The organism is Geodermatophilus poikilotrophus, assembly GCF_900111455.1.
Taxonomy (GTDB): domain Bacteria; phylum Actinomycetota; class Actinomycetes; order Mycobacteriales; family Geodermatophilaceae; genus Geodermatophilus; species Geodermatophilus poikilotrophus.
Window position 1 is genome coordinate 140,953 of record NZ_FOIE01000010.1, and the last position, 21,835, is coordinate 162,787.

Annotated in this window: 23 protein-coding genes; 7 read left to right on the forward strand and 16 right to left on the reverse strand. The window is 74.6% G+C overall.

What is annotated here, in order from left to right:
- Nucleotides 1-541: 541 nt before the first annotated feature.
- From BMW27_RS20930 to BMW27_RS20945, 3 genes are all read right to left on the reverse strand, one after another.
- Nucleotides 542-1,300 (reverse strand): hypothetical protein, encoded by a 759-nt coding sequence (locus tag BMW27_RS20930; RefSeq protein WP_217638232.1) that lies wholly within the window; start codon nucleotides 1,298-1,300, stop codon nucleotides 542-544.
- Complete coding sequence (locus BMW27_RS20935; RefSeq protein ID WP_091447971.1) at nucleotides 1,290-2,333, reverse strand: hypothetical protein; 1,044 nt, start codon at nucleotides 2,331-2,333, stop codon at nucleotides 1,290-1,292. Before BMW27_RS20935 ends, BMW27_RS20930 begins: the two co-directional genes overlap by 11 nt.
- A 565-nt stretch (nucleotides 2,334-2,898) precedes the next feature.
- Nucleotides 2,899-3,141, reverse strand: coding sequence for a DUF2188 domain-containing protein (locus BMW27_RS20945; protein ID WP_091447977.1), 243 nt, complete (start codon nucleotides 3,139-3,141; stop codon nucleotides 2,899-2,901).
- A gap of 367 nt (nucleotides 3,142-3,508) precedes the next feature.
- Between BMW27_RS20945 and BMW27_RS20950 the strand changes: the two genes are divergently transcribed.
- Nucleotides 3,509-4,261: a hypothetical protein gene (locus BMW27_RS20950; RefSeq protein WP_091447980.1), complete on the forward strand. Its 753-nt coding sequence runs from the start codon at nucleotides 3,509-3,511 to the stop codon at nucleotides 4,259-4,261.
- 44 nt (nucleotides 4,262-4,305) lie between these two features.
- On the opposite strand, the gene BMW27_RS24645 is transcribed toward BMW27_RS20950, so the two are convergent.
- The 3 genes from BMW27_RS24645 to BMW27_RS20965 form a co-directional block, all read right to left on the reverse strand.
- Complete coding sequence (locus tag BMW27_RS24645) at nucleotides 4,306-4,842, reverse strand: EamA family transporter (RefSeq protein WP_091447983.1); 537 nt, start codon at nucleotides 4,840-4,842, stop codon at nucleotides 4,306-4,308.
- A gap of 279 nt (nucleotides 4,843-5,121) precedes the next feature.
- Nucleotides 5,122-5,367, reverse strand: coding sequence for an STAS domain-containing protein (locus BMW27_RS20960; protein ID WP_091447986.1), 246 nt, complete (start codon nucleotides 5,365-5,367; stop codon nucleotides 5,122-5,124).
- Nucleotides 5,364-5,681, reverse strand: coding sequence for an STAS domain-containing protein (locus BMW27_RS20965; RefSeq protein ID WP_091448095.1), 318 nt, complete (start codon nucleotides 5,679-5,681; stop codon nucleotides 5,364-5,366). Before BMW27_RS20965 ends, BMW27_RS20960 begins: the two co-directional genes overlap by 4 nt.
- Nucleotides 5,682-5,832: 151 nt before the next feature.
- On the opposite strand from BMW27_RS20965, the gene BMW27_RS20970 reads away from it, so the two are divergent.
- Nucleotides 5,833-6,921: a GGDEF domain-containing protein gene (locus BMW27_RS20970; protein WP_245743772.1), complete on the forward strand. Its 1,089-nt coding sequence runs from the start codon at nucleotides 5,833-5,835 to the stop codon at nucleotides 6,919-6,921.
- Here BMW27_RS20970 and BMW27_RS20975 read toward each other — a convergent pair.
- Together BMW27_RS20975 and BMW27_RS20980 are read right to left on the reverse strand one after the other, a co-directional pair.
- Nucleotides 6,866-7,987: an NAD(P)/FAD-dependent oxidoreductase gene (locus BMW27_RS20975; protein WP_091447989.1), complete on the reverse strand. Its 1,122-nt coding sequence runs from the start codon at nucleotides 7,985-7,987 to the stop codon at nucleotides 6,866-6,868. The genes BMW27_RS20970 and BMW27_RS20975 overlap by 56 nt on opposite strands.
- Before the next feature lie 133 nt (nucleotides 7,988-8,120).
- Nucleotides 8,121-8,690, reverse strand: coding sequence for an LOG family protein (locus BMW27_RS20980; protein WP_091447991.1), 570 nt, complete (start codon nucleotides 8,688-8,690; stop codon nucleotides 8,121-8,123).
- A gap of 54 nt (nucleotides 8,691-8,744) precedes the next feature.
- On the opposite strand from BMW27_RS20980, the gene BMW27_RS20985 reads away from it, so the two are divergent.
- Nucleotides 8,745-9,212, forward strand: a complete 468-nt coding sequence (locus tag BMW27_RS20985; protein WP_091447993.1) for an NUDIX domain-containing protein — start codon at nucleotides 8,745-8,747, stop codon at nucleotides 9,210-9,212.
- Nucleotides 9,213-9,436: 224 nt separating this feature from the next.
- Here BMW27_RS20985 and BMW27_RS20990 read toward each other — a convergent pair whose 3' ends face one another.
- On the reverse strand, nucleotides 9,437-10,243 hold the full coding sequence (locus BMW27_RS20990; protein ID WP_245743774.1) for an endonuclease/exonuclease/phosphatase family protein: 807 nt from the start codon (nucleotides 10,241-10,243) through the stop codon (nucleotides 9,437-9,439).
- A gap of 315 nt (nucleotides 10,244-10,558) precedes the next feature.
- On the opposite strand from BMW27_RS20990, the gene BMW27_RS20995 reads away from it, so the two are divergent.
- The 3 genes from BMW27_RS20995 to BMW27_RS21005 all read left to right on the forward strand — a co-directional run bounded on the left by BMW27_RS20995 (nucleotide 10,559) and on the right by BMW27_RS21005 (nucleotide 12,614).
- Complete coding sequence (locus tag BMW27_RS20995) at nucleotides 10,559-11,449, forward strand: 1,4-dihydroxy-2-naphthoyl-CoA synthase (protein ID WP_091447995.1); 891 nt, start codon at nucleotides 10,559-10,561, stop codon at nucleotides 11,447-11,449.
- A gap of 98 nt (nucleotides 11,450-11,547) precedes the next feature.
- Entirely contained in the window at nucleotides 11,548-11,880 is a 333-nt protein-coding gene (locus tag BMW27_RS21000; RefSeq protein ID WP_091447998.1) for a hypothetical protein, read from the forward strand.
- Between the two features lie 140 nt (nucleotides 11,881-12,020).
- The gene (locus BMW27_RS21005) at nucleotides 12,021-12,614 is read left to right on the forward strand and encodes a TetR-like C-terminal domain-containing protein (protein ID WP_091448001.1); all 594 of its coding nucleotides are present in this window, start codon (nucleotides 12,021-12,023) and stop codon (nucleotides 12,612-12,614) included.
- Nucleotide 12,615: 1 nt separating this feature from the next.
- Here the strand turns inward: BMW27_RS21005 and BMW27_RS23570 are convergent, their stop codons facing one another.
- Nucleotides 12,616-13,308, reverse strand: a complete 693-nt coding sequence (locus tag BMW27_RS23570; protein ID WP_217638233.1) for a TetR/AcrR family transcriptional regulator — start codon at nucleotides 13,306-13,308, stop codon at nucleotides 12,616-12,618.
- Between the two features lie 283 nt (nucleotides 13,309-13,591).
- Between BMW27_RS23570 and BMW27_RS21015 the strand changes: the two genes are divergently transcribed.
- Entirely contained in the window at nucleotides 13,592-14,563 is a 972-nt protein-coding gene (locus BMW27_RS21015) for a Gfo/Idh/MocA family protein (protein WP_091448003.1), read from the forward strand.
- 5 nt (nucleotides 14,564-14,568) lie between these two features.
- Here BMW27_RS21015 and BMW27_RS21020 read toward each other — a convergent pair whose 3' ends face one another.
- From BMW27_RS21020 to BMW27_RS21045, 6 genes are all read right to left on the reverse strand, one after another.
- Nucleotides 14,569-15,771, reverse strand: coding sequence for a glycosyltransferase (locus tag BMW27_RS21020; protein WP_091448006.1), 1,203 nt, complete (start codon nucleotides 15,769-15,771; stop codon nucleotides 14,569-14,571).
- Entirely contained in the window at nucleotides 15,768-16,730 is a 963-nt protein-coding gene (locus BMW27_RS21025) for a glucosyl-3-phosphoglycerate synthase (RefSeq protein ID WP_091448010.1), read from the reverse strand. The genes BMW27_RS21020 and BMW27_RS21025 overlap by 4 nt, the downstream gene beginning before the upstream one ends.
- A gap of 295 nt (nucleotides 16,731-17,025) precedes the next feature.
- A complete protein-coding gene (locus tag BMW27_RS21030) occupies nucleotides 17,026-18,000 on the reverse strand; it encodes a glucosyl-3-phosphoglycerate synthase (RefSeq protein WP_091448101.1) in 975 nt (324 codons plus the stop codon).
- An 85-nt stretch (nucleotides 18,001-18,085) separates the two neighbouring features.
- Nucleotides 18,086-20,233: a phage holin family protein gene (locus BMW27_RS21035; RefSeq protein WP_091448013.1), complete on the reverse strand. Its 2,148-nt coding sequence runs from the start codon at nucleotides 20,231-20,233 to the stop codon at nucleotides 18,086-18,088.
- The gene (locus BMW27_RS21040) at nucleotides 20,230-20,865 is read right to left on the reverse strand and encodes a DedA family protein (RefSeq protein ID WP_091448016.1); all 636 of its coding nucleotides are present in this window, start codon (nucleotides 20,863-20,865) and stop codon (nucleotides 20,230-20,232) included. Before BMW27_RS21040 ends, BMW27_RS21035 begins: the two co-directional genes overlap by 4 nt.
- Nucleotides 20,862-21,656: an MBL fold metallo-hydrolase gene (locus tag BMW27_RS21045; protein WP_175486598.1), complete on the reverse strand. Its 795-nt coding sequence runs from the start codon at nucleotides 21,654-21,656 to the stop codon at nucleotides 20,862-20,864. Before BMW27_RS21045 ends, BMW27_RS21040 begins: the two co-directional genes overlap by 4 nt.
- Between the last annotated feature and the right edge of the window lie 179 nt (nucleotides 21,657-21,835).

A 21,835-nucleotide genomic window follows, 5' to 3' on the forward strand; every position in this document is an offset into this window, starting at 1 on the left:
CGGTCAGTCCGCATAGGGTCCGCGGACTCCGCGAATAAATGCGCTGCACCTTGCGCCGGAACTTCGGCGGATAACTACGCCTGCCCACAAATCCTCCCTCGGGGTTGCGCGGTCAGGATTCCAGTCACCCGACTCCACGAGAGGCAGGGCAGACCACTTTCGTTCAGGGCCCAGCCGATACCGCCTGAACGCTGCCCGGATGCAGGCCCCAACCACCCGGCAGCCCAGCATGCGGGCCCTCGCCGCTGACCTCGGCGTCGTCATCGGCACCGTGGGCCGGGGCTGCCGCGAACTCGAAGGAGCTGGGCTGGTCGCCAGCCGGCGTCGACTGGGCACCGTCGTGGCCGCGCTCTCCGTGCCGGCGGCCGCAGCCAGTGACGTGCGGCAAACAGCCCCTGAACTCGTTAGCCGAGCCCACCAAGCCGGCATAAGCGAGGACACCGCGCTGTCGCTGTTGCGCGCAGCACTGGTCGCACCCGCGCCTGACCGCTCGATAGCTTGGAGAGGATTGGTGTGCGCTGAGCCGTCGATGGAGCCGAGGTCAGCTGGGGGAGGAGAGGTCCAGGGCTCCCCTAAGCAGGTCACCGACGAGCTGCACATCGTCGGCCTCGACGTCGTGTCCTTCAGGTACAGCCCGGATTCTGCGCAACGACCGGGCCGCGTGCTCCTGGAACCACCTTTGTGCGTGCAGGAAAGCGTCGGCGCGTAGCTGCTCGTCGGCGTGCTCAAGTTGGTCTCTGGAGACGGGGCCGCACTGGGTGTCCAGCGTCAGCCGGAGGATGTCCAGGAGATCGGTGCCCTCTTTCGCTGCCCCGCGGTTCATGATCGCCTGCAGTTTCATCGCGATGATGGGGCCGGGCTCGGCCACCGCGACGGTGATCGGAGCGGCGCCAGCGACGGCAAGCTGAAGATCAGTGGCTGTTGCTGCCGCCCACGCATGGGACTGGACATGCAGTCGATCGGTTTCGTCTTCGGGAAGGGGATCGCGGTCGGCTTGGGACACGTGCAGTACGTCGACCTGTACCGGGCCGAGGGGAGTGTCGAGGAGGACTCCTGATGGGCCACTTTCCGTAGCCTCGGCCAGGAGAATCTCGAGATGGGGTCGGCTACCCGCGGTCTGGACGTCGACGGTGTCTAGGTCGATTGTGGCCCGGTAGGGGGTACCCAGGCGGCACACGACGGCCAGGCCGCCGACCACGATCACCGGGCTCCCGGTGCGTTCGGCGACCAGCGGGATGGCTGACACCAAGCGCGTCATGGCCTCGCCGGTGAGCTGGACCAGCCGCGGGTCACCAGACACGTTGCACCGGGTCGGTCGGAGTCCAATCGCGCAGGATCTCCCGGCCGCGGCCGGGATCTTGGGCCAGGTCCAGGGCAACGAACAGCGGGTGGGCCAGCGGCCACTCGGTGGACCAGTCGGCGCCGTCGACGCGCCGCTCACACACAGCTGGAACGGGCGCGACCCGTACCTGGCCGGCTCGTTGCGAGGGGCTGGTCGCCGGCCCCAGCAGGTGCACGGCGCGCCGGAGTGTGCTGCGGTCGGGCACGTAGAAGTCCAGCGGGTGGTCGGAGCGGATGGCCACTGGCGCGCCGTAGTGGGCGGCTGCGACGCTGTCGCTGAGCGCCCATCCGGTGGTTGTCTTGACGTCATCGAGGCCTAGTCGGAGAGCCTCGTTGTCCCTCCCGCGCCCTGGCCCGGGCAGTGAGGCCACATCAACCCGAGCCGAGCCCCAGTGCCGTGCCAGCTCCCAGAACAACTCTGGACCCTCCGGCTCCAGTTCATCGGTCACCAGCTGGGCGGCCCGCATCGCCGAGAATGCCTGGGACACCGAGCTGGGTGCCCGCGACACTGCGTCCGCGGCTTCGCGCACCCCCCATGTCTTCCAGGGCTGCATCAGCAGCAGTGCCGCCAGCTCCACTCCGACCTGACCGATGACACCTAGTCGCTCCGGCGCGGGATCTGACAACTCGGCAACGGCCGTGTCCACGAAGATTCCAGGACCCACCAGCCGAAGGTGACCGCGCAGGTCAAGCCAGCCCATGCCCGCCTCGTTCAACACGTCCCGCGCGGCCGACGTAATCCGCGGGGCCACCACGACCTGCAGTAGTGGCGTGGTGGAGTGGACGACCTGGTTCCGCAGCCGCTGGGCCGCCTCGGTGTTGACCAGCGCCATCGACTTGGCCTGGATGAGGACGGTTGGCCCGCCGGGAACCTCGATCACGACATCTGCGCCGTGGTCCCCCATGGAGGGTGGCCGGGCGAACAAGCCGAGGGAGGTGGCGGCGGCGACAAGCGCCTCCTCGGCATCAGTCGGCGTTAGGTGAGCGGGCACACAGCCAGGATGGCAGTTGTTCGGTGTTCGGTAAATAGCGAACACCGAACAAGCTCGACGTGGAACCCCAATCGGGCAACCGAGACATCACGGGCGTGCGGCTCGCTCGACAGTCCTGACGACCGCGCTGGCCATGCACCTCGCCGGTCATCGATATCTCTGCGAGGGCGCGACCTTAGGCTGCAGCGCTCCCTAGCCTTCCGGGCAGGACACCGAGGAGGCGAGGTCACCATGCCCAGAAAGCCAGTTCAAGACCTGCGCACCGCTACGACGTGGAAGGCGAGCGTTGATGTCCGCGGGCTCGTCACGTCGCTGATCGACACGACGCACCTGCTCGACCCGGGTGGGAGTGGCATGACGGCATGCAGGCAGCGCCCGGACATCGAGCCTGGGGAGACTCGATACCCTCACCGGCAGCTGCGCCGGGGAGACGTGCGGCTCTGCGTCGAGTGCGCCAGGGTCGCCGGCCATCTACGCACCGTCGGAGTCATTTAGGGGATGCTGACGAGGTGGCCCGCACCGGCCGAGCTCTAATCGGCCGGTGCGGACCCTCCTGTGTCCTGGACTACTTGATGTCGCGCGAGGAGGCCGGATCGTTCCCCGGGGCGACGGTGTCGGAGTCGCGGATGCGGCCGTCGCGACCGTGGATTCGCACCTCCCCGCCACCGTTGTTGCGCACGATGGTCCGTGCGCGGTCGGTGGCCTCCTTCTGGGTCGGCTGGTGCGAGCTGGACCGGGACGCGCCCGGCTTGACGACGTCCCAGCCCCCCTTCGGGTTTGGCACGACGTGCCGGTTGTTGGTGGTCACGGCTGATCGATCTCCTTTCGAGTCACACGCCCTGAGCGACACCCCGAAGGTAGCCTGATCAGAGCACTGCACGAGGGCTTCTGCGCCGGATTTGACCCCTACCCTTAAGGCGGTAGGGAGGGCCACCCGAACCCGGTAGCCCCCACCCTTACGCCTGCTGGGGTAGTGCTCGTACCCGGCACTACGGGATAACCTCTCGTCGATGCCTAGATCCGATGACGTAGCAGATGGCCAGGTGTCCCCGGCGCAAGTGCCTGCAACGACCCCGAGTGCGGTCCAAACTGGTCTAGCTCAGGTCGCTCCCGCAGGCGCGCTCCGTCGCCCTTCGGTCGAGGCGCTGACGGCGGCGGAGTTTTTGAACACGCGGGTGAAGGGGCGCAAGGCCCAGGTGCGTCGCCGGATGATCGAGCGATTGGACAACCACCCCGAACCCCCGCCACTGGCTCGATTGCTGCGCGGTGGCCGGGGTGGCGCAGTCCGCACGAAGCTGTTGCTGTCGATCCTGTGGGTGGCCGCCGGGGAAGGACACGACGTACGGTTCCCGGCCCGCGCGTTCGCCAGCCTCATCGATCTCCCCAAGCCCGACACCGACGGGGCTCGCCGAATCCTGGACGCCTACAGCTGGCTGGAGAACCGGAAGTTGATTGCGGTCCAGAGCCGGCCCGGCCTGGCCTCGAAGGTCACCCTTCTGGAGGAGTCCGGCAGCGGCGCGGACTACAGCATCCCCGGGGCCGTGCTCAAGGCGGCCGGCAAGGACGCCTCGGTCGACACTCTCAACGCCCACCGCTACATCACCCTCCCGCCGGCCTTTTGGACCAAGGGTTGGATCAGCGTGCTGTCCGGTCCGGCGGTGGCGATGCTGCTCGTGCTGGCTGTCGAGCAGGGCGGCGGCTCCGCGGCCAAGGAGTTGTGGTTCAGCCCAGGCATGGCCAAGCGGCGCTACGACCTATCTGAAGACACCCGCAGTGCAGGGGTGAGGGAACTCGCCGACGCCGGGCTGGTCACCATCCTCAAGCGCAACCTGGACCCCGACCCCTTCGCGCCCCGCCGACTGCGCAACGTCTACAAGCTCGACCTCGACCAGCTCGAGCGGGACGCGGCTGTCTACCCCGCGCGCTAGCTCGATGGTGGCGATCCTCGCGCTATGTGTCTCCACCACCACGCTCAACTGGCAGGTGGGGCAGTACGCCCTCGGTGCCAGCCGCCCACCGTCCACCTCAAGGTCGGTGCTCTGGGGATGACGGCGTGGCGACTGGGCCCGTGTCCACGATGAACCTTGAGCAGCTCCGCGAGCAGGGCGCCGGGCAGGCCGTGCTGGCCGTCCAGGTCCGCAACCGAGGCCGCCTCGCCACCTCCATCACCGACTGGTCGATCAGCTTCAACAACGGTGCTTCGTTTAACCACCCCGGCACTCGCTGGGCCACTGGTGTGGGCTGGTCGGTCGCCACGGCTGGAAGTAGCACGGGCACTGTTTCCTGCGGCGTCGGCCGCGCGGTCCGACCCGACGGGAACCCGGAGTTGCGCGACCGCGACCGAGGCCAGCACCAGCAGGCCGCCGGCGAGCTGCACCGGGGTGAGGGACTCACCGAGGGCGAGCGCGGCCAGCGCTGTGGTGACGACGGGTTCGAACGTCGACAGGACCGCCAGGGTCGACGGGCCGGTCCGCATACCGCATGCGGTGCCCGTCATCGGGTGCTGCATGAACCCAGCCGACCCCGAGCGACGCAGACGAGCCGTGTCGGCGGCCGACCCCTTGTTGATCGGAGCTGGCCACAAGGCTCGGACGGCCGTGCCCGCTACGTGCCCGTAGTACGGGCACGTAGGGGCTATGAGCGGTAACCACCGGTCTCAGCAACATCGCGATTGACCTGCGGAAACGGTTGATCGGCGTTGGTTCGCAAACCCCCCGTACCAGGCTTGAAAACCGCTATGGGGTCAAACCCATCGTGGGTTCGAATCCCACGCCCTCCGCCCCAGGGGTCAGCTGCGGATCAGCAGCTCCCCGCCGACCACGCGGAAGTCGCGGTGCAGCTCGCGCAGGACCGCCAGGCCCTCGACGTCGGCGGCGCCCACGCCGCGGAGGTCGAGCACCACGCGGGCGTGGCCGGCATCGCGGAGCCGGTCGGCCGTGCCCCGCACCAGGTCCGCGCCGCTCGAGGTCAGGTGGCCGCGCACCGTGATAAGTCCGGCCCGCCGGTCGACGACCTCGCTCAGCACCCCGCTCACGCGACCGCCAGCGCGGGTTCGGCCACCAGGACCCGCCACAGGCCGGTGCGGCGCAGCAGCCCCTCCGTGCGGAGGTCGGCGCCGCGCAGCACCACCGCGCCCCCGCGGGCCCGGCAGATGCGGTGCGCCGAGACCAGCACGCCGACGACGGCGTCGGGCAGGTGCTGCACCCGGGAGAGGTCGATGACGAGGGAGCGGGCCCCGGCGTGCAGCGTGCCGAGCAGTGCCCAGCGGACGTCGGCCAGCCCGCCGGCGAGCAGGTCGTCGTCCAGGTGGATGGTCACCTCGTGCGCCCGAGCCGGTGCGGGGGCCATCGTCACAACCGTCCTCCTCGTGATCACTGCCCGCTATCCTCCGCGCACGGTCTGACAGTTCTCTGGGTCCGATGTGTGAGTCCGCCGGACGGCGTCACCCGCACCGGGCAGGCGGACTCGAGCCGCACCGTCCGGACGACGATGGAGGGGCATGCGCTTCCCCGACTCCCTGCGTGCGCGGGAGCCACGCGCCTCGGCGCACTCGATCGTCCTCATCATGGGGGTCTCGACCGTCGTGCTCGCGCTGTCCACGACGTTCGGGCCCAACTCGGTCAGCAGCACGACGAGGGCCGCCTCCTGGGCGGGGGTCGCCGCGCTGGTCACGACGATCGCGGTGTGCGTCCTCGTCCCGGCCGAGCGGCTGGACCGCGCCGGCGTCTTCTCCCTCCTGGGACTGACCGGCGTGCTGCTGGTCTGCGTCCTCAACGTGGTGACCGACGACCCGTCCGCCGGCGCCCAGGCCTTCCTCGCCTTCCCGGTGCTCTGGGCGGCGTCCCACCTGCGCTGGGCCGCCGTCGCCCTGGTGACGGGAGCGGCCGTGGTCGGCAACGGGGTCACCCAGCTGCTGCTGCAGCCCGTCGAGCCGGCGGTGCACGACCAGCTCGTCGTCGGGACCGTGCTCGTCGTGGCGTCCGTGATCTTGGTCCGGACCGCCTCGGTGCAGGACCGCCTGGTGTCGGCGCTGCAGCAGCGGGCCGACGTCGACCCGCTCACCGGACTGGTCACCCGCCGGGTCCTGGACGACGCCCTGACCGGGGCCCTCGAGCGGGAGCCGACCGGCGACGGGACGGCGCTCGTGCTGCTGGACGTCGACTCGTTCAAGCAGATCAACGACGCGCACGGCCACCCCGTGGGGGACGACGCGCTGGTCCACCTCTCCGGCCTGGTCCGGCGGCAGGTGCGCGCCGGGGACGCCGTGGTCGGCCGGCTCGGCGGCGACGAGCTGGCGCTGCTGCTGCCCGGCTGCAGCGCGGAGACCGCGGCCCGGCGCGCGCGGGAGCTGCTCGAGACGGTGCGCGCCTCACCACTGCCGCGCGCCGACGGCGGCCTGCTGCCGCTGTCGATCAGCGTGGGGGTCGCCCACGCGCCGCTGCACGCGGACTCGGTGCGGGAGCTCTACGCGGCCGCCGACGCGGCGCTCTACCGGGCCAAGCGGGCCGGCCGCGACCGCGTGGAGGTCGCCGTCAGCGCCGTGCCCCGGCCAGCCGACGGGCTGCCGCGGCAAGGGTCCGTCCCGTGAGCCGCCCGTCGGACAGGCCCAGCGCCACCACGTCGTCGAAGACGCGCTGATCGGCGCCGGCCGCGCGCACGGCGGCGTCCATCACGGGCGGCCAGCGGGACAGCTCGGACGCCAGCCGCGACGCGCGCAGGTGCCCCGCCAGCCGCCGGCGCAGCAGCCGCCGGTAGCGCGCGCCGGCGCCGGCTCCGGCGGTCGCCGCCGTCCCGGCCAGGGCGCCGGAGAGGACGGCGTAGAAGATCCCCTCGCCGGTCAGCGGGTTGACGAGCGACGCGGCGTCGCCGGCCAGCAGCACCCGGCCGTCGGGCAGCCGTGGCCGGCCGGTCGACAGCGGCAGCCGGTGCGCCCGCAGCGCTCCGGGCGCCACCCCGGGCAGCAGCCGGTGGAGCCCGTCGACCAGCGCGGCCCTCGTCGCTCCGCCCGACACGAGTTCGCCGTAGCCGACGTTGGCCCGCCCGTCGCCGAGCGGGAAGGACCACGCGTAGGCCGGCCAGCGCTGCTCGGTGGTCACCAGCACCTGGGTCAGTCCCTGTGCGGGGAGCGCGGGGGCGTAGCCGCGGATCGCGACGGCCAGCCGGTCCGGGCGGTTGCTCGACAGCCCCAGCGCCCGGCGGACGACGGACTCCGCACCGTCGGCCCCGATGAGCACCTCCGCCCGCAGCCCGCCGTCCACGGTGACGCCGTCCGCATCCACGGCGACCGTGCGGACGGCGTGCCGGCGGAAGTCCGCGCCGGCCGCACGCGCCTGGGCGAGCAGCCGGGCGTCGAGGACCTCGCGCGGGACGACGTACGACGGCCGGTGCGTCTCGCGCTCGACGACCGCCCCGCCGGGCGAGCGCAGCGAGAGCCGGGGGACCGGCGGGTAGCCGGCGACCAGCGCGGCGGCGTCCGCGCCGAGGTCGGCGAGCACGTCGAGCGCCTCGGGGGCGACGCCGTCCCCGCACACCTTGTCGCGGGGGAAGTCGGCGCGGTCGACCACCAGCACCGAGGCGCCGGTGCGCCGGGCGGCCAGCGCCGCGGCCGCGCCGGCCGGGCCGCCTCCGACGACCACGACGTCCCAGCGCTCCACGGGCCCGACGCTACGGCCCTCCGCAGTAGAAGGCCCTCGCCCCCCTCAACCCTCGCGAGCTCGGGCTGAGCCTCCAGGCGAGGCCAGCCTGCGAGTGGCGGGGTCGAGGGTCCTCCCACCGCCCCGGCCGCGGTCACGGCGGGGTCGGCGCCCACTTCCGCACCGGGTGCTCGTACCGCTCGACGAATGCCAGCAGCTCCGCGGGCTCGGTGACCACGCCCAGCGCGTCCAGTCGGCGGGCGTCGAGGTAGCCGTCGTCCACCATGCGCCGCAGCTGGGCCAGCAGCGGCTGCCAGAACCCGTCGACGTCCACCAGGACGGCGGGCTTGGCGTGCAGGCCGAGCATCCCCCAGGTCCAGGCCTCGAACAGCTCCTCGAGGGTGCCGGCGGCTCCGGGCAGGGCGACGAAGGCGTCGGCGAGCTCGGCCATCCGCGCCTTGCGCTCGTGCATGGAGGTGACCACCTCCAGCTGCGGCAGCCCGGGGTGCGCCAGCTCGTCGTCCACCAGGTGCTGGGGGATGACGCCCACGACGTGCCCGCCGGCGGCCAGGGCGGCGTCGGCCACGACGCCCATCAGCCCGGCGCGCCCGCCGCCGTAGACGATGCCGACGCCGGCGCGGGCCAGCCCGGCGGCGAACCCCGCCACGGCGGACCGGTGGGACGGCGGCCCGCTCTGGGACCCGGTGAAGACGGCGACGCGCACGACGCCGAGCCTGTCACGGCGGCGCGGCCGCCGCGGACGGGGTTCACTGGGCGGGTGTTCTCCTCCACCGACGGCTGGGTGACCTGCGCGCTCGGCCACCGGCACTGGGGACGGGTCGGTGCGGCCGGCCTGCTGGTGCACCGCGCCGGCGCCGACGGCCCCGAGCTGCTGCTGCAGCACCGGGCCACCTGGTCGCACCACGGCGGCACGTGGGGGACGCCGGGTGGCGCGCTGCACGCCGGTGAGTCCGCCGAGCACGGCGCCCTCCGGGAGGTCCAGGAGGAGCTGGGGCTGACGCCGCAGGACCTGGCGCTCGGCCCGTCGTCGGTCGACGACCACGGCGGCTGGTCCTACACCACCGTGCTGGCCCGGCCGCTGCGCGACATCGAACCGGGCGACCTGCGGCTGGACGGGGAGAGCGACGGCGTCGCCTGGATCGCGCTGGGCGACCTCGTGTCGGTGCCGCTGCACCCGGGTTTCGAGGCGTCGCTGTACCGCCTGCACGACCTGCTCGTCGCCTGAAGGAGGACCTCTCCTTCGAGGACCCCCTTGCCCCCGCCACTCGCAGGCTCGCGCCAGGCCCCGTCCGGAGGCTCGCCGCGGGCCTCGTCCCGGGTCCCACCCTGAGCCTGCGAAGGGTGGGGAGGACGAGGTCCTTCCCCGGTGAGGGGGACGGGGTCCTCCTGCCTGCACGGGGGCCGTCAGGGCTCGGGGCGGTGCCCTGGACGGGGCCACCGCGCCGCCGTTCAGGCCGGGATCACCGTCACGGTGAGCGCGCGGTGGTCGCCGACCGGGAGCGTCGAGGCCCCGGCGTCCCGACCGCGCAGTCCGTCCCCCACCGCCAGCAGGTGGTCCAGCTGCACCCGCGGGCCGGACGCCGGGAAGCTCGGCTCGCGCACCAGCGGAGTCGCCCGGAGCAGCCGGCCCGGCAGCGCGCCCGGCAGGTTCAGGTCACCGGCCAGCACCACCGGCCCGGGCATCCCGGCGATCCACCGGCGCAGCCGCAGCAGCTGGCGGACGGCGGTGTGCGGGGCGAACGACAGGTGGGTGGCGACGACGGTGAGCGACCCCAGCCGGGCGGCGACGGCGGCTCGCGGCTCGTCGGGGAACCACCACCACCGGACCCGGCCGGTCAGCGGGTCGGGGCCCTGCACCGGCAGCCGCGCCCGGCCGGCGCCCAGGTCGAGCACCGACCACTCGAGCACCGGCAGCCGGCTGAGCAGCGCGATGCCGTAGAGCGGGCCGTCGAGCGGGGTCTGCGGGCCGCGCAGCAGCGGACCGGCGGGGGACCAGCTGCGGAAGGGGTCGGGCGTGCCGGCCACCGTGGCGGCGCCGCGCCAGTCCGCGGCGCCGAGGCCGGCGGCCAGAACGGCGGCCTGGTCGACCCCGTGCGAGCGCGGCTGCCCGGCGTCGACCTCCTGGACGGCCAGCACGTCGACGTCCAGCCCGGCGACGGCCTCCTCCAGCCCCGCGGCATCGAGGACCGGACCGCCCGGGCTGCGGCCCGAGGCGGTGTTCACGGTGCCGACTCGCACGGCGGGCCCCCGGGACACCCCGGCGACGCTACCCGGGCGTCGGGTCCGGTGCCGTCTCGTTCCAGGTGCCGCTGAGTGCGGGGATGCCTACCCTGTGCACGCCTTGTCCCGCCGACGGAGGAGCCGGCCCTGCCCCCCGGCCCCCGCGCCGGCACCGCGACCACAGCCCGCACCGGAGCCGGCCCCGGCGCCGCCACCGCCGTGCGGGTGCGGCACGGTGGGGAAGACCACCGACGGGGTCGGCGGCGTCGTCGGCGAGGTGACCGAGGGCGCCGGCGGGCTGGTCGGCGGGCTCCTGCCGTGACCGTTCCCGGCCGGCGCTAGGTTCGGCCCATGACCGCCCGCGACGACGTCTCCGAGATCTTCGACAGCGCGGCGTGGCAGCCGGTCGAGGGCTTCGACTTCGCCGACATCACCTACCACCGCGCCGTCGACGGCGGGGTCGTCCGGATCGCGTTCGACCGGCCCGAGGTGCGCAACGCCTTCCGCCCGCAGACCGTCGACGAGCTGATCACCGCCCTCGAGCACGCCCGCCTGTCGACCGACGTCGGCTGTGTGCTGCTCACCGGGAACGGGCCCAGCCCCAGGGACGGCGGCTGGGCGTTCTGCTCCGGTGGTGACCAGCGGGTGCGCGGCAGGTACGGCTACGAGCACGACAAGGGGCGTACCAGCGGCCGGCTGCACGTGCTGGAGGCGCAGCGGCTGATCCGCTTCATGCCCAAGGTCGTCGTCTGCGTCGTCCCGGGCTGGGCGGCCGGCGGCGGGCACAGCCTGCACGTCGTCGCCGACCTCACCCTCGCGTCGGCCGAGCACGCCCGCTTCAAGCAGACCGACGCCGACGTCGGCAGCTTCGACGGCGGCTTCGGCTCGGCCTACCTCGCCCGGCAGGTCGGCCAGAAGTTCGCCCGGGAGGTGTTCTTCCTGGGCGACGAGTACTCCGCCGAGGACGCGCACCGCATGGGCATGGTCAACCGCGTCGTCCCGCACGCCGAGCTCGAGGCCACCGCGCTGGACTGGGGACGGCGGATCGTGGCCAAGAGCCCGACCGCGCAGCGGATGCTCAAGTACTCGTTCAACCTGATCGACGACGGGCTGGTGGGCCAGCAGCTGTTCGCCGGTGAGACGACGCGGCTGGCCTACATGGCCGAGGAGGCCGTGGAGGGCCGGGACGCGTTCCTGGAGAAGCGGGACCCGGACTTCAGCCGGTTCCCCTGGCACGTATAGGACCCCCTTGCCCCCCGCCACTCGCAGGCTCGCGGCGGGCCCCTCAAGGGGGCCGTTCCAGGGGCAGCCAGGAGCCTGACCGTACGAAGGAGGACGACATGATCGTCGAGGTGGTGGGCGGTGCCGACGAGCTGCCCGAGGTGCGGGTCACGGACGTGGACGACCTGACCTCCCTGCAGCTGGCGCTGGGGGCGGTGACCGACGAGGAGGCCGACCAGGCCCTGCGCGACGCCGGTCTGGGCCGCGTGCAGGACGCGGACACCGGCGTCCTGGACCTCGCTGCGCTCCGAGCGGCAGCCGAGCCGCAGGCCGGGAGCGACGACTGGGCGCAGCGCTGGGACGGCATGGTCGGCCAGGCGGCGGAGGCGGGGCGGCTGGTCGACGACGGCGGCGGCCTGCAGGTCCGGGTGGAGAGCGCCGCCGGCGCCTGACCTCCGGGCGGCCGTCAGCCGATCCGGCGTGTTCCGGAACGCGGGACCCCGGAAAATCCGGAAACCCCCGGTGTCGTCATTGTGGCGGCCCCATCGGCACGTCACCATGACCCCGTGACCCGCATCGCATCGGTCTCGGCATGAGCGGAACGCCGGGGCGCCCACTGAGCGCCGAACTGTCCGAGCAGCTGCTCACCGTGGCCGTCGACATCCTGGCCGACGAGGGGTGGGGCAAGCTCAACAGCGACCGCGTCGCCGCGCGCGCCCGTGCCGGCAAGGCCGGCATCTACCGGCGCTGGCCGACGATGGCGGCGATGGCTCGTTCGGCGGTGGGCCGGTTCACGCTGGTCCGGGTCCCGCCGGACCAGGGCTCGCTGCGGGACGACCTCGCCGCGCTGGTCGACCGCTGGCGCCGGCCGCTGGACCGCGAGGAGCGGGCGGCCGCCAGCCTGGTCGGTGCGGCCCGGCACGAGGAGGACCTCCGCGCCGGCCTGGACGCCGCGCTGGTGCAGCCCCTGGCCGAGGCGATCCGGGCCATCGGCGCCCGGGCGGCCGAGCGCGGGCAGCAGGTCCCCGAGGCGCGCCTGGCGCTGCTCAGCTCGGTCATCGAGGCCTTCTGGTGGCAGCGCTACACCTCCGACCGCGGGGCGCTGAGCCGTGAGGAGGTGCAGCGCGTGCTCGACGAGGTGCTGCTGCCCGTGGTCGTGCCCGACCAGGAGCGCGCCCCGGTCTGACTCAGCCGGTGCGCCGCAGCCGGCCGGCTGCCGGCGGGGGCAGCGTGGAGCTGAGCCCGCTGAAGACCTGGGCGGCGACCGAGCAGGCGAGGGCGACGCCCTCCTCGGGGTCGGCCGGCAGGGCTCCGGCCGGTCCGGCGAGCAGCTGCCGGTGCTGCACGATGAGCGTCCGGACGGCGGCCAGCCAGACGGCGGCGGTCACCGACGCTGCGGTGCGGACGTCGGTGGGTACCGCAGGCGCGCCGCCCTCCGCCGTCCACGTCTCGAACAGCGCGTCGGCCAGGCGGGCCGTCGCCTCGTGCTGCAGCTCCCGCTCGCGGGCCCGCAGTGCGGGGGAGGCCTCGAGCGTCGCCTCGAACACCCGGCCGTCGGGTGTGGCGAGCTGCCGGGCGTGCACGGCGACCCGCTCGATGAGGTAGGCGTGCAGGGCCTCGAGAGGGGTGGTGCCCGGGGCGCGGGAGCGCACCGACTCGGCGGCGCCGTCGACCCAGGGGGTGTGCCCGTCGAAGAAGAGGTCCTCCTTCGTCGGGAAGTGGTTGAAGACGGTCTGGACGGCGACGTCCGCAGCCGCGGCGATGTCGGCGATCGTGATCGCCTCGAAGCCGCGCTCGGCGAACAGGGCCTGCGCGGTCTCACGGATGAGTGCCCGGGTCTGCGCCTTCTTCCTCGCGCGCCGGTCCAGTACATCGCTCACGGTAGAAGGTTAACTCCGCTCGGTAAGCACGGGCCGTGTGCCCCGTGTCACCCGCCCATTGTGCGCCCGTAGAGCCTCTGTAGCACGGTCCGCTTCCGCGTCCCGACGAGGACGGACGAGGCGACCGGGCCGTGTCGCGCACCCGGTCGGCCGGCGCGGCGTGTCCCCGACCTCCCCGTCGAGCGCACCCGCGGCCCCACCCCGGGAGCCCGGCACCGCCGACGCCGGGAACCCACCGTGACCTGGGCGGTTGCGTCGTCCGCAGGTGGGGCAGGACCCCGGCATGGGCGAGCCCCGCACCGGCAGCCGCGTCCGCGTCGGACTCGTCGGCGCCGGGGGTGTCGGCGTCCGCCACGCGCGGACGCTGGCCGGCTTCCCCGACGTGGACGTGGTCGGCGTCACCGACGTCGTCCCGGGTGCCGCGGACGAGCTCGCCGCAGAGCTCGGGGTGCCGGTCGTCGCGGACGTCGACCGGCTGCTCGCCCAGCCACTGGACGGTGTCTGGCTGTGCGTGCCGCCCTTCGCCCACGGCGCGCTGGAGCTGGCCGCCGTCCGTGCGGGGGTCCCCTTCTTCGTCGAGAAGCCGCTGGCCACCGGCGTCGAGGTCGCCGAGGAGGTGGCACGCGCCGTCGTGGGGGCCGGGCTGCCGACCGCGACCGGCTACCACTGGCGGCACCTGGACACCGTGGCCGCCGCCCGTGCCGTCTGCGCCGCGCACCGGCCGCGGCTGGTCGACGCCACCTGGCTCGACAGGGTGCCGCCGCCGGCGTGGTGGTCACGGCGGGAGCGCTCCGGCGGCCAGGTGGTCGAGCAGCTGACCCACGTGCTCGACCTTGCCCGGCTGCTGGCCGGCGAGGTGGCTGAGGTGCGCGCCGTCGCCGCGCCGTCCACCGTGGAGGGCCGCGACGTGGACGACGCGACCGCCGCCTTGCTGTCCTTCGACTCCGGCGCCGTCGGCACGGTGACCGCGGCCTGCTCGCTGCCGGGCAAGCTGGCCGCCGGGCTGGCCGTGGTGTGCGACGGCGCGGCGGTCGAGCTCACCGAGACCTCGCTGACCGTCACCACCGCCGCGGGGGCGGACCTCAGCCAGCCGCGGGTCGACGGGCGCACCGCCGTCGACCGGGCGTTCGTCGACGTGCTGGCCGGCGGGGCGCCGGCCACCGGGCTGGTCGACTACGCGGAGGCGCTGCGCACCCACCGGGTCGCGGTCGCGATCGCCGAGTCCGCCCGCACCGGGGACGCCGTGCGGCCCTGAGGCGGTCAGCGGAGGGCGCGCTGCCCGCGAGGGGCCGGCAGCCGGTGGCGGGACCGGCGGCGGGCGCGGTCCAGCGTCTCGCCGTAGAGCCGCTCGTAGCCGTCGGCCATCACCGCGGGGGCGAACCGGCGGCGGGCCTCGTCGGCGCAGGTCTCCGGGTCGATCTCGTCCAGCCGGCCCAGCGCCGCGGTGAAGCCGGCCTCGTCGACGGCCAGGAACCCGGTGCGGCCGTCGTCCACCAGGGAGGGCAGGCAGCCGCGGGCCATGGCGACCACCGGCGTCCCGGCGGCCAGGGCCTCGCAGACGGCGGTGCCGCCGGGCTCCTCCCAGCGGATGGGGAACAGCGCCGCGCGGGAGGTGCGCAGCAGCTCGTCCTTCGCCGCACCCCCGACGCTGCCGATCCAGCGCGCGGTGACGCCGTCGAGGTGCGGCTCGACGTGATCCAGGAACCAGGCGACGTCGGGGTGTGAGCGGGCCGGGTGACCGGGGGTGGCGAGCGCCACCTGCAGTGCCTCCCGGTCGGGCAGGCCGCCCACCGGGCCGGCGAGCACCAGCGGCACCCCGGCGGCGCGGCAGGTCCGCAGCGCCGTGTCGATGCCCTTGGCCTCGCACAGCCGGGCGAGCACCAGCACCGCGTCGGAGCGGTTCGCCCGCCGCACCGGGGGTGGGCCGTCGACCGGCACCGACAGCGGGACCACGCCGACGACCTGCTCGCGCAGCCGCGCCGGCGCCTGCGCCACCTGGGTGTCGGAGACCCCGGCGAACCACACCCGGCCACCGCCGTCGAAGGACGCCCAGAAGTCGGCGTTGCGGCCGGTGTCCCAGTGCAGCGTGGCGAGCGTCGGCGGCGCGGTGTCCCCCAGGCCGGCCAGCAGCGCCGGGCCCACCACCTCGACGTGGCTGTGCACGAGGTCGAACGGCTCGCCGGCCAGCGCGTGCTCGGCGAGGGTGGCCAGCACCACCTGCTCGTGCGCGTGCGCGGTGCCGACGACCTGCGGGTACGGCCCGCCCAACTGCTCGAAGCGGCCGGTGGGGAAGGCGCTGACCAGGCCGTCGACCGGCAGCGCCGAGTCGCCGACCGAGGCGAGGACGACCGTGTGCCCGCGGGCGCGCAGCTCGGCGGTCAGCGTGGCGACGACGTTCTCCAGGCCGCCGTAGCCGGGCGGTGGGACCGGCAGCCACGGCCCGGCGTCCATGAGGAGCTTCACGCCCGGCTCCCCGGACGGTGCTCGGCGGCGCGGACCGCCCGCATCGGCGGCCGCTCCACGACGCCGACGTCCCAGGTGACGCCCTCGAGGCCGTCGGCCGTGCGGAGGAACTGCAGCAGCTCGCGCTCCGGGCGACCGGCGCCGGGCCGGCGGGCCAGCGCGGTCTGCAGGATCTGCCCGGTCATGCGGCCGAGCGCGGCGTCGGCCTGGTGGGTGTGCTGCCGGGTGCCGAGGTCGACCTGGGCCAGGGCGTCGAGGCCGGCCAGCGCCGCGAGGTCGACCAGCAGGCCCAGCTCCACGCCGTAGCCGGAGACGAACGGCACCTGCTCGAGCAGCTCGCGGCGGCCGGCGTACTCGCCCGACAGCGGCTGGACGAAGCCGGCGAGCTCCGGCCAGAAGGCGTTGAGCAGCGGCCGGGCGACCAGCTCGGTGACCCGGCCGCCGCCGGAGGGGACGATGCCCTCGGAGGTGGCCAGCGGCCGGTCGTAGAGGGCCTTGACGTAGCCGACTGTGGGGTCGGTGAGCAGCGGGCCGAGCAGGCCGACGACGAACCGCGGGTCGAAGGCGACCAGGTCGGCGTCGATGAACACCAGCAGGTCGCCGCTGGTGACGTGCAGCGACTTCCACAGCGCCTCGCCCTTGCCCGGCCGGCTGCCGTGCCGGGGCAGCACCGCGTCGACGGCGACGACGCGGGCGCCGGCCGCTGCCGCCACCCTCGCCGTCCGGTCACTGGAGCCGCTGTCGACGACGACCACCTCGTCGACCAGTGGGCAGCGCTCCACCAGGGCGTCGCGGATGGCGGCCACGATCGTGCCCACGGTGCGTTCCTCGTCGAGCGCCGGGAGCACCACGCTCACGGTGGAGCCGCGGGCGCCCTTGACGGCCACCAGGTCGGGGGCCGCCCAGGTCTCGGCGGGGAAGGTGCGGTGGTGGAGCCAGCGTCGGACGTCGGGTCGCACAGGTCTCCCCAAGGCCGGGTGCCGACGTCGGTGTCGGCACGGAGGTCCCCGTCGGGCGACAGGATGCAGGAGAAACGGCTGTTCCGGGCCGGTGTCCGCGTCCCGTCGCCGGCCTGCGGGTGCCCCTCCGGAGGCTCACCCACTGCCCCGGACGGCGGGCAGCGTCCGGGTGTCCGGCGGGACAGCCGTGCGCTGCGTGCCGTGGTCGTGGGGGTGCGAGCACGCCCGTGGGCGCTCGGTCCCGCTCACCCAGGCGAGCAGCGGCTGAGGTCCGAGCGGTGGGGTCGCCGCCGCGTCAGCCGACGACGACGTCCTCCAGCAGCGCCCGGTACTCCGGCACGCTCGCCATCGGCGGCCGCTCGTCGACGGCGACCGCCGTGCTGTGCGGCACGAACCCGCTGCCGTCGTGGCGGAACTGGGTGAGCAGCCCGCCGGCCCGCCTGCGTCCGGCCCGGGCGAGCACGGTCGAGACGACCTGCCCCGCCATCCGGCCCAGCGCCTCCTGCTCCTGCGAGGTGTGCCGGCGCACGCCGAGGTCGACCTGCGCGAGCCCGGCCAGTCCGCAGAGCTCCAGCAGGTCGACCAGCAGCCCGACCTCCACGCCGTAGCCCGACACGAACGGCACCCGTTCCAGAGCGGACCGCCGTCCGGCGTACTCGCCGCCCAGCGGCTGCACGAACCCGGCGAGCTCCGGCCACAGCGCGTTGAGCAGCGGCCGCGCGGTCAGCTCGGTGACCCGCCCGCCGCCGGCCGGGACCGACGAACCGTCCACCTCGAGCGGCCGGGTGTAGCAGCCCTTGACGTAGTCGACCTGCGGATCGGTGAGCAACGGCGCGAGCAGCCCGGGCACGAAGTGCCTGACGTCGCCGAGCAGGTCGGCGTCGAGGAACACGACCAGGTCGCCGGTGGTCGCGGCCAGCGACTTCCACAGCGCCTCGCCCTTGCCGGGGCGGCTGCCGTGGCAGGGGAGCACGTCGGCGGTGGCGACGACGTCGGCCCCTGCGGCCCGGGCCACCGCAGCGGTCGCGTCGGTGGAGTCGGAGTCGACGACGAGCAGCTCGTCGACCAGCGGCATCCGCCGCACCCAGTGCTCGTGCAGGTCGCCGACCAGCCGGCCGACCGTCGCCTCCTCGTCGCGTGCGGGCAGGACGACGCTCACCCGGTGCTGCCCGCGCCGCTTGGCACGCAACAGGGCGTCGAGGTCGAGCGCGTCCAGCGAGGGAGCCGAGGAGGTGCGGAGCTCGAACCAGGCGCGCGCGTCGGGTCGCATCACCCCACTCTCGGTGAGGTGATCACCGGTGCGCCACGGGGCGCGACGGAGTTCACGCGGTCGTCACCAGGTGTCCGGCGGCCGGTCACACCGGGACGCCGGAGGCGCGCCGTGCCGTCGCGCTGAGCGTCCCGACGGCGGCGCCGTCCCCCGCCGGCTCGGGGTGGCCCAGGTCGGTGAGCCAGCCGCGGAGGACCCGGTGCAGCTGCTCGGCGCCGACGACCTCGCCGGGTGGCCGGAACGAGCGCGGGTGCAGCAGGAAGGCGTGCTGCTGCGGTCCGCCGAGCCCGCCGTGGGAGCCGACGTGCGGCTCGAACGCCGAGGCCTCGTCGGTGGCCGGGTCGTAGCGGCTGTTGACGACCACGTCCGGGCAGTGCGGGAACGTCGAGGCGCGGGCCACCAGCCGTGGGGCGTGCGGGCCGTAGGGGAGCAGCGGGTCCTCGCCGAGGACCGTGCCCGACGCCAGCCGGTGCAGCCCGTCGCGGCCGAGCACCACCGGCCCGTGCTCCTCGGAGTGCACGAGCAGGAAGCCGACGCCGTCGTGGTCGACCAGGCCGGGCAGCAGCGCCGGCCAGTGCCGCTCGATCTCCTCCAGCGACACCCGGCCGGGGAGGTCGGCGAACGAGACCATCGCGGTGTGGCCGGAGACGGCGACGACCACGCCCGGGGCGACCCGCGGCACCCGGCCCTCCCGGTCGGCCGGCAGTTCGTGCGCGTGCGGCACCCCCTCGGCGCGTTCCACCCGCTCGCGCAGCCGGCGGGCGATCGGCCCGCCGCCCTCGGCGAGCGCCGCCCCGACCTGCCAGCCCTCGGTGAGCCGCCGGCTGTCCCGTGGGCCGGTGAGGTGCCGGTCGGGCAGGTCGCCCGGCCCCCCGCAGAGCCGGCCGACCAGCTGCTCGACGGTCTCCCCGAAGCGGTGGGCGAAGGACTCGCCCTGGGTCTGCCCGTGGTCGGAGAGGCACACCAGGTGGTACTCCCGCGGCGCGAGCTGGGCGGCGCGGTGCAGCCGGCCGATCTGCTGGTCGATGCTGTGCAGCACGGCCAGGCTGTCGGCCCGCTCGAGCCCGCCGTGGTGCGCGGCCTCGTCGTAGCCGAGGAAGTCGGCGTAGGCGACCGGCCGGCCGGCGAGCATGTCCTCGAGCAGCGCGAAGACGACGACGTCGCGGGAGACGACCGTCGTCCCCGGGCGGGCCAGCGGGTAGATGCCGCCGCGCGACACCCGCGGCCGGACGTCGTCGCGGCGTTCGCGGGCGGCGGCGACCAGCTCGCGGTACACGTCGACGAGGGAGCCGGCGACCGTGCGCAGGGCGTTCCCCGGGTTGGCGAAGTAGGCGTAGTACCCGGTGCCGGGCCGGTCGTGCCGCTGCCGGGCCCGGCGGCTGGCCGCGGGGACGACGTACGCCAGCGAGCTCATCGTGAGGCTGACGTGCGTGGCGTCGCCGGTGAACAGGTTGCCGTGGCCCGCTCCGCCGCCGGCCAGCAGCCCACGGCCGTCGGAGTGCGCCCGCTCGATCTCGGCGGCGTCGGTCGGCGAGGACACCCGGACGATCCGGTCGCGGTCCTTGTCGTACCAGCGGAAGCCCGGGATGTCGGCGTTGGAGCCGTGCAGGATGCCGCAGACCGAGGCGCCGGTCTGCGAGCTCCAGTCGGTGTGCCAGGAGGTCAGCACGTGGCTGCCCGAGCGCAGCCAGGCGGCCAGGTTGGGCATCGACCCGTCGCGGACGGCGCGCCGGGCGGTGTCGTGGGACAGCGCGTCGATCTGCAGGAACAGCACCCCGGGCGGGCACGGCGCGGCGTCCGCCGTCCCCCGGGCCCGCCGGCGCGCGCGGCGGAAGAACAGCTCGTCCTCGTCGAGGGCGAGCACGCTGCTGACCAGCCCGGAGACGCCGGCCATGGCGACGCCGACGACGACCGCGGTGCGCAGGTCGGCGATGACGACGCCGGGCACGAGGAAGGACAGGCCGAGCACTGCGGCCCCCAGCAGCAGGAAGCTGCCCAGGCCCAGCGTGAAGAAGGCCAGCGGCAGCGCGACCCGCATGACCATCGGCCACACCACGCCGGTGAGCAGGCCCAGCAGCAGCGCGATCAGCGGCGGCTGCCACCACGCCGGCATGGTGAACGCGCCGAGCCAGCGGTCGAGGACGACCAGCGCGGCGGTGCTGACCGCCCAGGTGAGCAGGACGCGCGCCGGCGTCCGGCCCCGCTGGAGGACCCGCCCGGAGGGAGCCGTCATGCCGGCCCGCAGGCCGAGGGGTCGGGCTCGGGCTCCGGGTCGGGGGTGCGCCGGCGGTGCGAGCCGACCACGTTGAGCACCGCGCCCACGACCAGCACCAGCACGGTGGCCAGCAGGACGGCGATCAGCGGGGAGTCGAAGATGCCGCCGCTGACCACGCCGAGGGCGGCGTAGGCGACCGCCCAGAGGAAGGCGGCGAGCAGGGACGCCGGCAGCAGCCGCCGCCACGGGTAGGCCAGCGCGCCGGCCGCCAGCAGCACCGGGATGCGCCCCGCGGGCAGCAGCCGGCCGACGACGACGATCTGCCAGCCGTGCCGGTGGAACTGCTCGCGGACCTCCTCGATCCGGTCGGCGTGCTGGCCGCGGGCGACCCAGCGGACCGCCGCGGGCCCGCCGAACCGGCAGATCGCGAAGGTGACCAGGTCGCCGGCCCAGGCGCCGAGGGTGGCCACCAGCACGACGAGCACGACGTCGAGCTCGTGGGCGGTGACGGCGAACGCGGCGCCGGCGCCGACGACCGCCCCGGTCGGCACGACGGGCACGACCGAGCCGAGCAGCACGCCGCCGAAGAGGACCGGGTAACCGATCGACGAGCTGTCGGTCCAGCCCGCGGCGAGCGCGCCGGCGCTCACGACGTCGTCCCGACGGGCAGCGGCACCGGCTGCCCCGGCTCGGCGACCACCACGGCGGTGTCCAGGCCGCGGGCGGCGACGGCGGCGGCGAAGTCCCGCGGCGGGTCGGTGAGCAGCCGGCGCATCCGCGGCAGGTGCGCCACGCCACGCAGCGCGAGGGTGCCCCAGTGCACCGGGACGGCCACCCGCGGCCGCAGCCGCACGACCGCCTCGGCCGCGCCCGCCGGGTCGAGGTGGCCGGGGCCGAGCGTGAGGCCCCAGCCCCACACCGGCAGCAGCGCGACGTCGACCCCGCGGTCGCCCAGCAGGCCCATCGCGTCGGTCAGGTCGGTGTCGCCCGCGGCGTAGACGGTGCGCCCGCCGCCCTCGACCAGATGGCCCACCGCGCAGGTGTCCGGGCCGTGGGTCAGCCGCGGACCCCAGCGGTGCCCGGCGTGCTCGGCCGGGACGGCGGTGACCCGCAGCGCGCCGTGGGTGAGGCTCTCGCCCGGCAGCACCTCGGTCACGTGGCTGAGGCCTCGCGCGCGCAGCCACGCGCCGGCACCGCGGGGGACGACGACCCGCACGTCCGGGCCCAGCAGCCGCAGCGAGGGCAGGTGCAGGTGGTCGCCGTGCAGGTGGCTGAGGAGCACCAGGTCGACGCCGGCGTAGGTCTCCGACGCGGGCACCGGCACGACGCGGCGCAGCGGCCCGACGCGGCCGGTGAGCAGCGGGTCGGTCAGCACGACGTGCCCGGCGAGCTCGACGCGCACCGTCGAGTGGCCGAGGAAGTGCAGGTGCGGTCCGCCCACTCGCCCAGTATCGACCGCGACTCCGACGATCCGGCACCGGTTTGACCCCTACGGCACCTCCCGGGGTGGAGCGCCGCCTCACCCCCTCCGCCCGAGCCCCCAAACCCGAGCCCCTCAGCCCCCACCCCCACCGGGTTGATCATGGAGTTGTTGCAGGCGACACGCCGCGACGCGCCGAC